The 13,549-nt window shown below is 64.7% G+C and carries 14 protein-coding genes; 3 read left to right on the forward strand and 11 right to left on the reverse strand.

From position 1 onward, the window contains the following. Positions 1–25 precede the first annotated feature (25 nt). The 6 genes from ACE3PP_RS17210 to ACE3PP_RS17235 all read right to left on the reverse strand — a co-directional run bounded on the left by ACE3PP_RS17210 (position 26) and on the right by ACE3PP_RS17235 (position 5,440). Positions 26–721: an RNA-binding protein gene (locus ACE3PP_RS17210; RefSeq protein ID WP_374384432.1), complete on the reverse strand. Its 696-nt coding sequence runs from the start codon at positions 719–721 to the stop codon at positions 26–28. Between the two features lie 9 nt (positions 722–730). Then, positions 731–2,251: a transcription termination factor NusA gene (nusA, locus tag ACE3PP_RS17215; RefSeq protein ID WP_374384433.1), complete on the reverse strand. Its 1,521-nt coding sequence runs from the start codon at positions 2,249–2,251 to the stop codon at positions 731–733. Between the two features lie 30 nt (positions 2,252–2,281). Then, the gene (gene rimP / locus ACE3PP_RS17220) at positions 2,282–2,782 is read right to left on the reverse strand and encodes a ribosome maturation factor RimP (RefSeq protein ID WP_374384434.1); all 501 of its coding nucleotides are present in this window, start codon (positions 2,780–2,782) and stop codon (positions 2,282–2,284) included. A gap of 231 nt (positions 2,783–3,013) precedes the next feature. Beyond that, a complete protein-coding gene (locus tag ACE3PP_RS17225) occupies positions 3,014–4,378 on the reverse strand; it encodes a sensor histidine kinase (protein ID WP_374384435.1) in 1,365 nt (454 codons plus the stop codon). 13 nt (positions 4,379–4,391) lie between these two features. Further along, the gene (locus ACE3PP_RS17230; RefSeq protein WP_374384436.1) at positions 4,392–5,060 is read right to left on the reverse strand and encodes a response regulator transcription factor; all 669 of its coding nucleotides are present in this window, start codon (positions 5,058–5,060) and stop codon (positions 4,392–4,394) included. Then, positions 5,057–5,440, reverse strand: a complete 384-nt coding sequence (locus tag ACE3PP_RS17235) for a PepSY domain-containing protein (protein ID WP_374384437.1) — start codon at positions 5,438–5,440, stop codon at positions 5,057–5,059. The genes ACE3PP_RS17230 and ACE3PP_RS17235 overlap by 4 nt, the downstream gene beginning before the upstream one ends. A 172-nt stretch (positions 5,441–5,612) precedes the next feature. Here ACE3PP_RS17235 and ACE3PP_RS17240 point away from each other — a divergent pair, with 172 nt between their 5' ends. Beyond that, on the forward strand, positions 5,613–5,909 hold the full coding sequence (locus ACE3PP_RS17240) for a PepSY domain-containing protein (protein WP_374384438.1): 297 nt from the start codon (positions 5,613–5,615) through the stop codon (positions 5,907–5,909). Next, the gene (locus ACE3PP_RS17245) at positions 5,906–7,309 is read left to right on the forward strand and encodes a sugar-transfer associated ATP-grasp domain-containing protein (RefSeq protein ID WP_374384439.1); all 1,404 of its coding nucleotides are present in this window, start codon (positions 5,906–5,908) and stop codon (positions 7,307–7,309) included. Before ACE3PP_RS17240 ends, ACE3PP_RS17245 begins: the two co-directional genes overlap by 4 nt. Here ACE3PP_RS17245 and ACE3PP_RS17250 read toward each other — a convergent pair. Together ACE3PP_RS17250 and ACE3PP_RS17255 are read right to left on the reverse strand one after the other, a co-directional pair. Then, positions 7,257–8,318, reverse strand: a complete 1,062-nt coding sequence (locus ACE3PP_RS17250) for a Gfo/Idh/MocA family protein (RefSeq protein ID WP_374384440.1) — start codon at positions 8,316–8,318, stop codon at positions 7,257–7,259. The two genes, ACE3PP_RS17245 and ACE3PP_RS17250, sit on opposite strands and share 53 nt — an antisense overlap. Next, the gene (locus tag ACE3PP_RS17255) at positions 8,281–8,976 is read right to left on the reverse strand and encodes an aspartate/glutamate racemase family protein (protein ID WP_374384441.1); all 696 of its coding nucleotides are present in this window, start codon (positions 8,974–8,976) and stop codon (positions 8,281–8,283) included. The genes ACE3PP_RS17250 and ACE3PP_RS17255 overlap by 38 nt, the downstream gene beginning before the upstream one ends. Before the next feature lie 148 nt (positions 8,977–9,124). On the opposite strand from ACE3PP_RS17255, the gene ACE3PP_RS17260 reads away from it, so the two are divergent. Continuing rightward, the gene (locus ACE3PP_RS17260) at positions 9,125–9,628 is read left to right on the forward strand and encodes a hypothetical protein (RefSeq protein WP_374384442.1); all 504 of its coding nucleotides are present in this window, start codon (positions 9,125–9,127) and stop codon (positions 9,626–9,628) included. A 37-nt stretch (positions 9,629–9,665) separates the two neighbouring features. Here the strand turns inward: ACE3PP_RS17260 and ACE3PP_RS17265 are convergent, their stop codons facing one another. The 3 genes from ACE3PP_RS17265 to ACE3PP_RS17275 are packed head-to-tail and all read right to left on the reverse strand — an operon-like array spanning position 9,666 to position 12,635. Further along, a complete protein-coding gene (locus ACE3PP_RS17265; protein ID WP_374384443.1) occupies positions 9,666–11,156 on the reverse strand; it encodes a tripartite tricarboxylate transporter permease in 1,491 nt (496 codons plus the stop codon). Positions 11,157–11,160: 4 nt separating this feature from the next. After that, positions 11,161–11,652 carry a tripartite tricarboxylate transporter TctB family protein gene (locus ACE3PP_RS17270; protein WP_374384444.1) on the reverse strand — a complete coding sequence of 164 codons (492 nt, stop codon included), beginning with the start codon at positions 11,650–11,652 and terminating at the stop codon, positions 11,161–11,163. Beyond that, the gene (locus tag ACE3PP_RS17275; RefSeq protein ID WP_374384445.1) at positions 11,649–12,635 is read right to left on the reverse strand and encodes a Bug family tripartite tricarboxylate transporter substrate binding protein; all 987 of its coding nucleotides are present in this window, start codon (positions 12,633–12,635) and stop codon (positions 11,649–11,651) included. Before ACE3PP_RS17275 ends, ACE3PP_RS17270 begins: the two co-directional genes overlap by 4 nt. Between the last annotated feature and the right edge of the window lie 914 nt (positions 12,636–13,549).

The following is a 13,549-nucleotide window of genomic DNA, read 5'->3' on the forward strand; positions in this document are numbered from 1 at the left end:
TCCGTTCTCAAAAGTCGTCGTCTGTCTATAGCTTTTGGCCGCTTTGGGCAATTCCCGGCCCGGTAAACCCGGCAAGGCGTCGCAAAGTGACGCTCAAGCGCTCTGCCATGCCACCAGGCTTCACCGCCACATGGATCGCATGCTGCCGGCCAAGTGCCGGCGCCAGCGCCTCCGAAGGCAGTGGAGCCCATATCTCTACTCCAGGACCGGCCAGTCTGGCCAGCTTGCCCCGGCCATCGGCGGCGCCATCGCTGGCCTCCAGCAGGAATTTCACCTGTCCCGCCCGGAGCGCCGCCTCGACCTTGTCGAAACCCGCGACCAGATGGCCCGATTTCTTGGCAAGACCCAGTTGATCGAGCAACTGCCGTTCCAGCAGCGCCGCCACCCGGTCCGTCAGTCCCGCATCGGCCCTGGCCTGGCCTTTCGTAACCTTGGTAAAGGCGTTTTTCTTGACCGCCTCGTCCAAGATCCCGCGCTCAGCCGTGACCCAGAGGCCCCGCCCCGGCAGATCGCCCTTGAGGTCGGGGACAATCGCACCATCGGGCGACGCCACGAAGCGGATCATCCGCTCCTTGTCGCGCACTTCCCGCGTGACGATGCAGGTTCTCTCGGGCGCTTTCGTGCCCGTCAGAGCGTCCTCTGCGAGGCTGTCATCAGCCGCCATCGGATCCATTTCATCCGACGCTGCCATGACGCTGTCCTGCCGTCCCGCGAAATCCATGCCGCCTCGTTACTTTCCGTCCTCGAACCAATGGGCGCGGGCCGCCATGATGATGGCGTTGGCGTCGTCGGCCGTGAGGTCGAATTCCTTCAGGATGCCGTCCTTCGCATCCACCAATTCGTCGGCGGCGAGGTCGGCGAGGTCGTCGAGGGTCTTCACCCCCTTCTCGCCGAGGGCCACCAGCATCGGCGGGGTCAGCTTGTCGACGGCCGCCACCTCGTCGGTGACGCCCAATTCCTTGCGCTTCGTGGTCGAACGCTCGGATTCGGCCTCGATCCAGGCCTGGGCGCGCGCCTTCAGTTCCTCGGCAACGTCGGCGTCGAAGCCTTCGATGCCAGCCAGATCCTCGGTCGGCACGAAAGCCACTTCCTCGACCGACGCGAAGCCTTCGGTCACCAGCAGGTGAGCGATGACATCGTCGACGTCGAGCGCATCCATGAAGGTCTGCGACCGCGACTTGAACTCTTCCTGGCGGCGCTCGGATTCCTGCGCTTCGGTCAGGATGTCGATGTCGAAGCCGGTGAGCTGCGACGCGAGGCGTACATTCTGGCCGCGGCGGCCGATGGCCAGACTCAATTGGTCATCCGGCACCACGACTTCAATGCGGCCCGTGTCTTCGTCGATGACGACCTTCGAAACTTCGGCCGGGGCGAGGGCGTTGACCACGAAGGTGGCCTGGTCCTGGCTCCATGGGATGATGTCGATCTTTTCACCCTGCAGTTCCTGGACGACCGCCTGGACGCGGCTGCCGCGCATACCGACGCAGGCGCCCACGGGATCGATCGAGCTGTCGTTCGACATGACGGCGATCTTGGCGCGGCTGCCCGGGTCGCGGGCCACCGATTTGATCTCGATGATGCCGTCATAGACTTCCGGCACTTCCTGGGCGAAGAGCTTCGCCATGAAGTCGGGATGGGTGCGGCTGAGGAAAATCTGCGGCCCGCGCTGTTCTTCGCGCACGTCGAAGATGATGGCGCGGACGCGGTCGCCGGTGCGGAAGGTTTCGCGCGGCAGCAGCTCGTCGCGGCGCAGCATGGCTTCGCCACGGCCGAGGTCGACGGTGATGTTGCCGAACTCGACGCGCTTCACCAGGCCGTTGATGACCTCGCCCTTGCGGTCCTTGAACTCGTCGAACTGGCGCTTACGCTCAGATTCGCGCACCTTCTGGACGATGACCTGCTTCGCCGTCTGGGCGGCGATGCGGCCGAAATCGATCGGCGGCAATTCGTCGATGAGGAAGTCGCCGGCCTTGGCGTCGGGCTTCCTGCGAAGGGCTGCCTTGACCGGGACCTGAGTCACCTCGTTTTCCACGACGTCGACCACTTCCTGGACGCGGATCAGCTTGATCTCGCCGGTCTTGCGGTCGATCTGGGCACGGATGTCGTGCTCATGGCCGTATTTCGAGCGGCCGGCCTTTTGGATGGCCTGTTCCATAGCGGTCAGCACGTCGTCGCGGTCGATGCCCTTTTCGCGGGCGACCGCGTCGGCGACCTGCAGGAGCTCCATACGGGGAATGGCGATCGTTTCCATGGGATGTCTCGGTTATTTCCTCGGTTGGCGTCAGTTCATTTCGGCGGCTTCGGCTGCCTGATGTGCGGCAATGAGCGCATCGGTCAGCACCAGCTTGGCCTTGGCAATCTGGTTGAGCGGCAGGGCAACCACTGCCCCTTCGCTGTCGATCTTCACGGCATCGCCCTCAACACCTTTGAGGACGCCCTTGAAACGCTTGCGGCCCTCGACCGGTTCGTGGGTTTCGATCTTGGCCTCATGGCCCTTGAAACGGTCGTAATCCTTGGGGCGCGTCAGCGGCCGGTCGATACCGGGCGACGACACCTCCAGTGAATAGGCGCCGGAAATCGGGTCTTCGACGTCGAGGATCGCGGAAACGGCGCGGGAAACGCGCGCGCAATCCTCGACCGACATGATGCGCCCGTCCTGGGGCTCGGCCATGATCTGCAGCACCTTGCGCGTCGATCCGGCGAGCGTCACGCGCACCAGTTCATAGCCCAAGGCTTCGATGCTGGGGCCGATCATGTCGGCGATGTTATCGGTCAGGCTCATCCGGTCCGGCGGTCGTCGATATAATAGGGATTGAAGGTTGCAATCCCGCGGCGCCCGGTAAAAGCGGCCCAACAAAAAAGGCGGGCCGTTGGGCCCACCCTTTTGAATTGGGCCTCATTGGACCCTGGGATTTGTCCGGGAATATAGGGATTTCAAGGCGGGATGCAAGGAGATTCACCGGCCCTTAGCTGGGACACGCTCAGAGGCTGTCGGGGAAATTTCCCTTTTCTTTCAATCCGCGATCCGGCGCGGCAGCCGGATTTCAGCACGAAAGCCGCCCTCCGCCCGGTTAGCAAGCGTCAGTTGTCCGCCATAGGCCTCCAGCAATTCGCGGACGATCGCCAGGCCAAGTCCCGTCCCGGCCACCCGTTCATCGAGACGGACCCCGCGCCGGCCGAGTGCTGCCAGGGCATCGGGCGGAACACCCGGACCGTCATCCTCGATCGCCACCAACGCCACGGGACCGTCGGCCACGGTCTTGATGCGCACCTCGGCCGTGGCCCATTTGGCGGCATTGTCGATGAGATTGCCGAGGATCTCCGCCAGATCATGGCTGTCCACGGCGACGTCGCCGGCGACACCGAGGTCGAGGTCCCAGCTGCATCTTTCGCCCTGGGGCGAGCGTTTGATGGCGCCGACGATGCCGGTCAGCACCTTCCCAAGATCGGCCCGTGCCTCCTGCCGGCGGCTATTGGCCGCGACGCGCACCCGCGCCAGCTCATGATCGACATGGCGCTGCATCGCCTTCACCAGCCCCTCGATCTCGCCCGCCATCTCCCCCTCGCCGCGCCGGCGCAGCTTCTCGGCATCATGGGCGAGGATCGTGAGCGGGGTCTTGAGGCCGTGGGCAAGATCGGCGGCGCGCATGCGGGCGCGCTCGACCGTCTGGTCCTGTTCTGCAAGGAGATCGTTGACCTCGGCCACCAGCGGCATGATCTCATCGGGAAAGTCGGCGGAAAGGCGCCGCGCCTGCCGTGAGCGGATGGCGGCCACACCCTGGCGCACGGCTTCGAGCGGCTTCAGGCCGACATTGACCTGCAGCCAGGCGGCCGCCACCAGCACGAGGGCCAGAAGGCTCAGGGCCGGCACGATATCCTCGACGAATTCCCCACGCGCGTTGAGCAGTTCGCGCTGGTCGACGGCAACGACGATACGCAATTCGCGCTCGACGCCCCCCACCGGAAAGACGATGCGCCGTTCATAGGCGTGGAGCGCCTGCCCTTGCGGCCCGTCGAGATCGTAGCGCTGCGGATGGCCGGGATCGCCCTCGGGTGCCGGCAAGGCCAGCACCAGGTCCCACAGCGAGCGCGAGCGCAGGACCACCTGCCCCGCCTCGTCGATCTGCCAATAGAGGCCGCCATAGGGCCGCGCGAAACGCGGATCGGCCAGCGGCACGTTGACGGCCGGCGTCCCGTCGGCGCCGAACGCGACCGCCGCCGCGATCTGGTTGACGAAGGTATGGAGCTCGGCATTGATGCGCCGTTCGACATGGCGGTCGAACAGCGCCACCAGGCCGATCCCCGCCAGCACCAGCGCCAGGCCGACCGAGATCGACGCCGCCAGCAACAGTCTCAGGCGCAGCGACCGCCGCTTCATGCCGTGAGCGTCCTCAAGACGCGGCGCCGTTGATGATGTAGCCGAAGCCGCGCCGCGTCTCGATGATGTCGGTCTTGAGTTTCCGGCGCACGCGCCCGACCAGCACCTCGATCGCGTTGCTGTCGCGCTCGAAATCCTGGGCATAGAGATGTTCAGTGAGCTCGATCTGCGTCACCACGCGCCCGGCATGGTGCATGAGGTAGGAGAGCAGCCGGTATTCCTGGGGTGACAGGTTGATCGGCTGGCCGTCCTGGGTGACGCGCATCTGTCTGGGATCGAGGCTCAGATCGCCGATGCTGATCACCGTGCTGGCATTGTTGCCGGCCGAGCGGCGGATGATGGCGCGCAACCGCGCCAGCAATTCCGCCATGTGAAAGGGCTTGGGCAGATATTCGTCGGCGCCGCTGTCGATACCCTCGACCCGCTCGCTCCACGAGCCGCGCGCCGACAGAATGAGAATGGGGAAACGCCGGTCGTTGGCGCGCCACTTCTTCAGGATCGAAAGCCCATCCATGCCGGGAAGGCCAAGGTCGAGCACCACGGCGTCATATTCCTCGGTATCGCCCTTGAACCAGGCCGTCTCACCATCGCGGACCGTATCGACGATATAGCCGGCGGCACCCAGCGCCTCCGCCACCTCGTCCGCGATGCGGGTATCATCCTCGACCAGCAGGATCTTCATTCGTCGGGCGCCACATTGATCACGGCGCCGGTCCTGGCATCGACATCGACATCGCTGACGCGGCCATCTTCGCCGATGACCTCGATTTCATAGATCCATTGCCCTTTCTTGCGTTCGAGTTCGATCTCGACGATATCGCCGGGCACTTTGCCCTCGACCTTGGCGAGAACGGCGCTCAAGGGCAGGATCTCCTTGTTCTCCAGGGCTTTGCGCGCGATCTCCTGGTCTTGTGCCTCGTCTTCCGCCGGCGGTGCCGTTTCGGTCGCCGACTGCGCGGCGGCGCGCGAGGCCGGCAGGGTGACGAGCGGCAGCGCCAACAGGGCGGCAAGCGTCGTCAGGCGTAAGGTGATGGGCAACAAGTTCATCGTACTCGCACTCATGGAAACATCGATCATGGGAACATCGGTAACATCTTGGGTCCCTTGATGGCAAAACCAAGCTGACAGATCGCTGACAGGTACGGTTACCCGGCCGTCAGCCCCCACCCGCTAGCGTGCTCCTCGACGCGCCGCCTGATTCCTCAAGCGGCGCCGCCAATTGAGGGAGAGCATCATGTGGAAAATCACCTTGTCGGCCGCAGTTTTCTTCGGCCTGAGTTCACTGCCCGTCGTCGTCGGCCTCGCTTTGGCCAGCGACGACCACAGCTGCCGCGCGCCGCAGGGCGTCAGCGCCATGTCGCGCGAGGCGGCGGCGAAGTTCGGCGAATCCCTCGGCTATCGCATCACCAAGATCGAAACCGAACATGGCTGCTACGAACTCTCCGGCACCGACAAGCACGGCGCCGAGATCGAGCTGACACTCAATCCCTATGACGGCAATGTGGTGAAGAATGCGGAGGTCGCGCAATGAACGCGCCCCTCTTTCGTCGCCTGGTCGTCGATGGCAGCGGGCGCGTCGGGTCGCCCGCCGAGGCCTGGCGCGATTTCATCGCCAGCGAGCGCGCCAGACTGATTGATGCGAGACCGATCGATGCCGTGCTCAACCGGCCCAAGGAGCCGGGCAGAAGAGAAGGGCTGGGAAAATTGGGGCGCCGCCTCTTCCGCGATCTGGCACTTTACGACCGGCCGCGTCATCCCAATGTGAGGCTGCTGCATTGGCCGTTCCTGCACGAGGCTGCTCTCGGGGCCCATGCCCTCTATTGCTGGATGCGCCTCGGCCAGGAGGTGGCGCGCGCGCATGGCCGCCCGGTCCTCGCGCAGGCAGCCGACATCCTGCGCTTCGCCTGGACCGATGGCCTCGACGCCCAGACATATTACATGCAGGAACTCTACAAACCGGGTGCCGGGGCACGCGCGGCCGAGACGCTGACGCGGTTCGAAACCAAGAACGGCCTCTTCAGCGCGCTGAAGCGTCTCGCCCCCCGGCACAAGTCGGGGCGTGCGCCGCTCGGCGACAAGCTTGCTTTCCACGCCCGCTGCCGGCGGCACCATATCCCCACCGTGCCCGTTCTTCTCACCGCCATCGGCGGCGAGCTTTCGCCGCTGGATGCAGGGCTCGGTGCGGGCGGCGATCTCTTTGTGAAACCCCGCCGCGGCAAGGGCGCTCGTGGCACCACCCTCCTTACCCAGGTCGGCCGCGATCTCTACCTTCTCCCCGATGGCCGCCGCCTGTCGCTCGATGCCTATCTCGCCGAGCTGGCGCGCGCCTCACATGCGACCGACTATCTGGTGCAGCCGCGCCTCTTCAATCACCCTGATATCGCCGATCTCGCCACCCAATCGCTCATCGTCATCCGCGTCATCACCTGCCTCGACGCGGCAGGCGCGCCGCAAGTGACACACAGCATGCTGCGCGTCCTCGGCAAGCTCGAACCGCTATGGCGCGACGCCACCGAATATGGGGCCCCTATTGATCTTGAAACCGGCCGGCTCGGCGCCATGACCGGCGACAGGCTGGCAGGCGCCCTCGCTTGGCACGATCACCATCCGGCGACCGGCGCCCCCGTCAACGGGCGCCACATCGCGCAATGGCCGGCGGTGCGCGATGCGGCCATCGCCGCCCACCGCGCCTTCACCGACCGCATCCTGCTTGGCTGGGATATCGCCGTGACACCACAAGGGATCGTCATCGTCGAGGGGAATGCCGTGCCCGATGTCGCCTTCCTGCAGCGCGTCCACCGCCAGGCGCTGGGCATGAGCCCGCTCGCCCCCTTGCTGCGGCATCACCTGCAACGTTTGACGGAAGGGCGGACAGCGCCTAGACCGGCTCCCACTTCCCGCTCTTGGCGGCCGCAAACATGGCATCGATGACCCGCATGTTGAGGATCGCATCCTTGAGCCCGAATTCCAGATCGACCTTCCCGCGCACGGCGGCCGAGAAGGCCTCTCCCTGCAGCGTGTATTGATCGCAGGCGGGAAGAACCTCCGCCACGATGTTACGGCCGCTGAGGTCGGTGCCGTCGTCGAAGCGCAGGATCGTGGTCTGGCCCGGCGGCGCATTGAAGGGAATCATCACCTCGAGCCGCCCCTTGGTGCCCATGATCTGCACATGCTGGCGCGGCACCAATTGCGTGGCGGCGGAGAAGATGAGATGCCGCCCGCCCGGAAATTCGGCGATGGCCGACGTCAAGCGGTCGGTGCCGAACGTCTCGTCCCGGTTCATCACCGCACTGACGCGCACTGGTTCTGCGCCGAAGACGAAGCGCGCGGTGACGATCGGGTAGCAGCCGATGTCATAGAGCGCGCCGCCACCGATATCGCCCTGGTTGCGCACATTGGCGGGATCGACATTGTAATAGGAGAAGAGGCTGGCGATGAGGCTGACCTCGCCCAGCTTTCCGGACTGCGCGATCTCGCGGGCGCGCCGCCATTGCGGATGATGGCGCACCATGAAGGCCTCGGCGACGAGCTTGCCGGCCTTCTGCGCCGCCTGCGTCAGCTGCCCGGCTTCCGCGGCGGTGAGCGCGACCGGCTTCTCGCACAGCACATGCTTGCCGGCGGCGAGCGCCTGCAACGTCACCGGCACATGAAGATGATTGGGCAGCGGGTTATAGACCGCCTCGATCTCCGGATCGGCGAGCAGCGCCTCGTAACTGCCATAGGATTTGGGGATCCCCAGCTTCACCGCCACTGCTTTGGCCCGCGACTCGTCGCGCGAGGCGATGGCGGCAATCTCAACGCCCTTCGCGCGCAGCATGGCGGGGATCACTTTCTTCACGCCGATATCCGCCGTGCTGACGATGCCCCATTTGACCGCTTTCATCGCTTCATTCCCTTCATTGTCACCGGCCGAGCGCGCGGGCCAGCGCCGCTTCGGCATGGATGGTTGTCGTGTCGAACAGCGGCACGCTGGCATCCGCGGCGCCCACCAGCAGCATGATCTCGGTACAGCCCAGGATGATGGCCTCTGCCCCACCATCGACCAGATCCCGCATCACCGCGCGATAGGCTGCCCGCGATTCGTCGCGCACGATGCCCATCACCAGCTCATGATAGATGACGTCATGCACGATCTTGCGGCCGTCCGCCTCCGGCACGATCACGTCGAGGCCGAATTTGTCGACCAGGCGCTGCCGGTAGAAAGGCTGTTCCATGGTGAAACCCGTGCCCAGCAGCCCGACCCGCCTCAGGCCGGCGGCCTTGATGGCGGCACCGGTCGGATCGGCGATGTGCAGCAGCGGCGGTGTCACCGCCGTTTCGATGGCGCCTGCCATACGGTGCATGGTGTTGGAACAGATCACCAGGAAATCGGCGCCACCTCGTTCCAGGCGCCGCGCCGCATCGACCATCGCCGCTTCCGCCGCCGCCCAATCGCCCGCATGCTGCAGGGCCTCGATCTCGCCGAAATCGAAGGAATAGATCAGCGAGCGCGCCGAATGCACCCCGCCCAGCCGCACCTGCGCGCCCCTGTTGAGGATGCGGTAATATTCGGCGGTCGATTCCCAGGATAGGCCGCCGATGAGTCCGATCAGTTGCATATGCCACGCATTGCCAAGAATGGATTGATGCGCAGTGGACCACAGGCGCCAAGCCTGGTGCAATCCCGGCGCGGGATCGCGGCGACCTTCGGTCACATTTGCGTGTTTCCCCTAGGCTGCCGGACCAATCTGCGCGAACATCCGGTTCATGAAAGTCCACGCCCTTCTTGCAGCGGCCTGTTTCGCCCTTTCCGCCTGCGGCTATGATTCGTCACCGCCGCGCGGCATCGATGAACAGGTCAGCGCCAGCCTCACCGCCACGGATGACCGCGTCATCATCGTCAACGTGACGGATCCCCTCCCGGTGAAGGCCGCGCGCCTCATCGCGCCCAACGGCACCCAGACCGAAGCCTATGCGATCGATCGCGACACGCGGGATTACGGCGGGGGCGGCGGCTTGCGGCCCAATGTCGGCGTCGGTGTCACCGGCGGATCGAGCGGCGGCGTCTCGACCGGGATCGGCATCGGCTTTCCGATCTTCTCCTCGAACGACAACGGCCCGGCGCGGCGCCTGACCGAAAGCCGGGTGCGCATCCGCATTCCCGATACCGCCGACTACCGGCTCAACTGGCAGCGCTATGCTATCGCCGTCGATCTAGACGACGGCGTCAACCGCCGCACGTTCCAGATGGTGCCACCCGCGCCGCAATAAGCGGCGCAACCCTCAATTCGCGCCGCAATAGCCTCCGCTACGCAGCCGCCGCTTTCCGCCGCTTCAGCAGCATCGGTCCGACGATGCAGGCTGCCGTCAGGATGAGCAGCACCAGCGAAATTGGATGCGTCACGAAGACGCTCATATCGCCTTGGGCGATGGCATAGGCGCGGCGGAACTGTTCCTCGGCCATCGGCCCCAGGATGAGGCCCACCACCAGCGGCGCCACCGGATATTCGAACTGCCGCATCAGGAAGCCGACGCCGCCGATGCCGACCAGCAGCCACAGGTCGAAGACCGAATTCTTCAGCGAATAGACGCCGAGCATCGAGAGCACCATGATCCCGCCATAGAGCAGCGGTCGCGGGATATAGAGGAGCTTCGCCCAAAGACCCACCAACGGCAGGTTGAGGACCAGCAGCATGATGTTGCCGAGATAGAGGCTGGCGATGAGCGCCCAGACCAGCGCGCTGTTGCTGGTGAAGAGCAGCGGCCCCGGCTGGATACCATATTGCTGGAACGCGGCGAGCAGAATCGCCGCCGTGGCTGAGGTGGGAAGACCGAAGGAGAGAAGCGGCACCAGCACGCCGGCGACCGCGGCGTTGTTGGCGGCTTCTGGCCCGGCCACCGCCTCGATGGCGCCTTGCCCGAATTCCTGCGGCTTCTTCGAGAGCCGCTTCTCGATGAGATAGGAGAGGAAGGTCGGAATCTCGGTCCCGCCGGCTGGCAGCGCCCCCAATGGGAAGCCGAGCACGGTGCCGCGCAGCCACGGCTTCCACGACCGCGCCCAATCCTCGCGCGACATCCAGAGGCTCCCCGTCACACGGCTGATTTCCTCCGGTCGCCGCGCCTCGCGGAAGGCGACATGGAACGCCTCGCCGAGCGCAAAGACGCCGACCGCCACGACCACCACATCGATCCCGTCCAGGAGCGGCAGCAGGCCGAAGGTGAAGCGCGCCTGTCCCGTCTGCGTGTCGATGCCGACAAGGCCGATGGCAAGGCCGATGAAAAGCGAAGTGAGCCCCCGCTTGATCGATGAGCCCAAGAGCGCCGAAACGGTGACGAAAGCGAGCAGCATCAGGCTGAAATATTCCGCCGGCCCGAACAGCAGCGCCACCTTCACCATCAGCGGCGAGATGAAGCTCAACCCCACGGTGGCGAGCGTGCCCGCGACGAACGAGCCGATGGCGGCGGTGGCGAGCGCTGCGGCGGCGCGGCCCTTCTTCGCCATCATGTGCCCGTCGATGGCGGTAACGATGGAACCCGTCTCGCCCGGCACGTTGAGAAGGATCGATGTGGTCGAACTGCCATACATCGCCCCGTAATAGATGCCGCCGAAGATGATGAAGGCGGCCGTGGGGTCGAGGTGATAGGTAACGGGCAGCAGCAGCGCGATGGTCAGCGCCGGGCCGATCCCGGGCAGGACGCCGATCGCCGTGCCCAGGGTCACGCCCACCAGCGACCACATCAGGTGCGCCGGCGTGAAGGCGACGGCAAAACCCTGCAGCAGGGCGTCGAGCGTTCCCATCGGATCAATGCCCCCCGAGGATGGATTTCAGAATGCCGGTCGGCAGGTTGAGCCCCAGCCCCTTGGTGAAACCGAAGAAGGCGATGAGCACGACCACAAGACCGATGGCACCGTGCCGCCAATCCCATTTTCCGGCAAAACCGCGCGCGGTCAGGAAGAAGACGGCCCAGGCCGCCGGAATGAAACCGAGCGGCTTATAGGCCAGCGCACCGATCACAAGGCCGGCGACCATCCAGAGGAGGCTCGGCCAATGCCCTTCGTCGGCATGGCCTTCGCGATCGTCCATCTTCGCCGGGCGGAAATGCGCGAGGCCCAGCAGGATGAGCCCGCCGCCGATCAGCGCCGGAAAGAGGCGCGGCCCCAGACTGTCCTGTCCGGGGAGCGCGCTGACGCTGAACGTGCCGAAGATGATGCCGGCGCCGAGCACCAGCAGGACGAGGCCGATGGCCCCTTCCTGCCAGCGTTGCGCCCGCGAAGACTGGTTGTCGCTGCTCACGAAACCAGACCGATTTCCTTAAGCACCATCGTGACCCGCGCTTCCTCTTCCGTCAGATAGGCGGCAAAGGCATCGCCGGCGAGATAGGTATCCATCCAGCCCTTGGTTTCCAGCGTCTTCTTCCAGCCGTCGGACTTCACCATCTGATCGATGGCGCCAAGCAGCGACGCCTTGTCGGCATCGGCAAGTTCGCCCGCGCCGAAAACGGCACGCCAGTTGGCAAGCTCGACCTCGACGCCTGATTCCTTGAGGGTCGGCGCATCGAGGCCGGCAAGGCGCTCAGGCGAGGAGATGGCCAGCGCCCGAAGCTCGCCCGCCTTGATCTGCGCTTCAAACTCGCCAAGGCCGCTGACGCCGCAGGTGACATGGCCACCGACGATGGCCGCCAGTGCTTCGCCGCCGCCCGAGAAGGCGACATAGTTGAGCTTGGTGACATCGGCGCCCACTGCCTTCGCGACAAGGCCGGCGAGGATATGGTCCGTACCACCCGCCGAGCCGCCGCCCCACGAGACGGAACCGGTATCGGCCTTGAGCTTCGCCGCGAGATCGCCCATCGATTTGAGTTCGGACGCGGCCGGAACGACGATGACTTCATATTCACCGGTGAGACGCGCAAGCGGCGTCACGTCCTTGAGCGAGACCGGCGACTTGTTGGTGAGGATGGCGCCCAGCATGACCAGGCCGCCCACCAGCAGCGCCGAGGCATCGCCCTTCCGGTTGGTGAATTGCGCGAGGCCCACCGTGCCGCCGGCACCGGCCACGTTCTCGACCTGCACCGCCGAGGCGATGCCCGCCCCTTGCAGCACTTCCTGCATCGAGCGCGCGGTCTGGTCCCAGCCGCCGCCAGGCTTCGCCGGGGCAACGAGGGTGAGTTGATCGATGGCGGCAAAGGCGTCCCGCGCCGGCAGGAAACCGGCGGTCGCAATGATGGCGGCAAGGCCCGCGCCGGTCTTCAGGACCTGGCGACGCGAATAGTCTTTCATTTTTTACCTCCCAGATTGAGCTTCAGCTTGAACAACTGCGGCGCCACGATCCTCCCCCCAGCTTTGAACCACTGAGTATCGAGACACCGCTTGGTCAATTGTTGCCGCAAAGTGGAAGCACTCCCCTGCCCCGACCATGCTTGATCGAAGGCTGACAGGAGAAGCGACAGGAATCAATGCAGGAGGAGCCCTGCTTTAGTCGCAGCCGGTTTTCCCGGCCGCGCTGATCGAAAGCGGGACGCTGTGGTCGGCTGGACGATCAGGACGCGTTGGCGACGATGGTCGCGGCATTCCCCGTCTTGGCGTGAACGCCACCGGCGACCAGTCCGGTCAGCAGCAGGAGAGCGAGGCCCAGGCGGGCAAGATTGCGCAAAGTCATGTGTAGATACCTTGATATGATTTACACAATGGATAAGCATGACTTCGGCACTATTCAACGACTTTGACCCGCTAAATGAGCGAGATTTCCTCGTAGAAGCGTTAGAAAAACTTGTGCATACACCGATTTTTCATTTTAACATATTGATTTATTTGCAATATTAGGGACATCATTTTCGATCATATATCACATTATCATAATGTTATTTACCTTTTTTCGCCCCACCTTAGCGAAGCGCAATCAATTTAGTTCCCATTTTGTTCTTGACAAAGAATTAGGAATACTGTACTAGTAGAGCTGTGCACACATCACCCTGGCTCCCCATCCGGAGCCGCTCGGTTGTCCCTCGGCGCAAGTCCAGCGATGGACGCAGGCCGAAAGCATCCGCCCCTGGTTGAGAGGGGCAGGCTTGGTCGGCGGCCACAAGGCCCGGCCCCCCGGATCAGCGGGTGAGCGATCCTCCGCGAGTCCCGGGTCACAGGACGCTCCCCCAGGGTTGCGGCGGTTAAGCCAGCCCCCGCCGGACCCGATGCGG

It is taken from the genome of Dongia sp. (genome assembly GCF_041910485.1).
Taxonomy (GTDB): Bacteria; Pseudomonadota; Alphaproteobacteria; order Dongiales; family Dongiaceae; genus Dongia.

What these genes read in the sequence shown, in the direction of transcription:
- ACE3PP_RS17210 (WP_374384432.1), bottom strand. Translation starts at nt 721, where the DNA reads ATGGATTTCGCGGGACGGCAGGACAGCGTCATGGCAGCGTCGGATGAA.
- nusA (WP_374384433.1), bottom strand. Translation starts at nt 2,251, where the DNA reads ATGGAAACGATCGCCATTCCCCGTATGGAGCTCCTGCAGGTCGCCGAC.
- rimP (WP_374384434.1), bottom strand. Translation starts at nt 2,782, where the DNA reads ATGAGCCTGACCGATAACATCGCCGACATGATCGGCCCCAGCATCGAA.
- ACE3PP_RS17225 (WP_374384435.1), bottom strand. Translation starts at nt 4,378, where the DNA reads ATGAAGCGGCGGTCGCTGCGCCTGAGACTGTTGCTGGCGGCGTCGATC.
- ACE3PP_RS17230 (WP_374384436.1), bottom strand. Translation starts at nt 5,060, where the DNA reads ATGAAGATCCTGCTGGTCGAGGATGATACCCGCATCGCGGACGAGGTG.
- ACE3PP_RS17235 (WP_374384437.1), bottom strand. Translation starts at nt 5,440, where the DNA reads ATGAGTGCGAGTACGATGAACTTGTTGCCCATCACCTTACGCCTGACG.
- ACE3PP_RS17240 (WP_374384438.1), top strand. Translation starts at nt 5,613, where the DNA reads ATGTGGAAAATCACCTTGTCGGCCGCAGTTTTCTTCGGCCTGAGTTCA.
- ACE3PP_RS17245 (WP_374384439.1), top strand. Translation starts at nt 5,906, where the DNA reads ATGAACGCGCCCCTCTTTCGTCGCCTGGTCGTCGATGGCAGCGGGCGC.
- ACE3PP_RS17250 (WP_374384440.1), bottom strand. Translation starts at nt 8,318, where the DNA reads ATGCCGAAGCGGCGCTGGCCCGCGCGCTCGGCCGGTGACAATGAAGGG.
- ACE3PP_RS17255 (WP_374384441.1), bottom strand. Translation starts at nt 8,976, where the DNA reads ATGCAACTGATCGGACTCATCGGCGGCCTATCCTGGGAATCGACCGCC.
- ACE3PP_RS17260 (WP_374384442.1), top strand. Translation starts at nt 9,125, where the DNA reads ATGAAAGTCCACGCCCTTCTTGCAGCGGCCTGTTTCGCCCTTTCCGCC.
- ACE3PP_RS17265 (WP_374384443.1), bottom strand. Translation starts at nt 11,156, where the DNA reads ATGGGAACGCTCGACGCCCTGCTGCAGGGTTTTGCCGTCGCCTTCACG.
- ACE3PP_RS17275 (WP_374384445.1), bottom strand. Translation starts at nt 12,635, where the DNA reads ATGAAAGACTATTCGCGTCGCCAGGTCCTGAAGACCGGCGCGGGCCTT.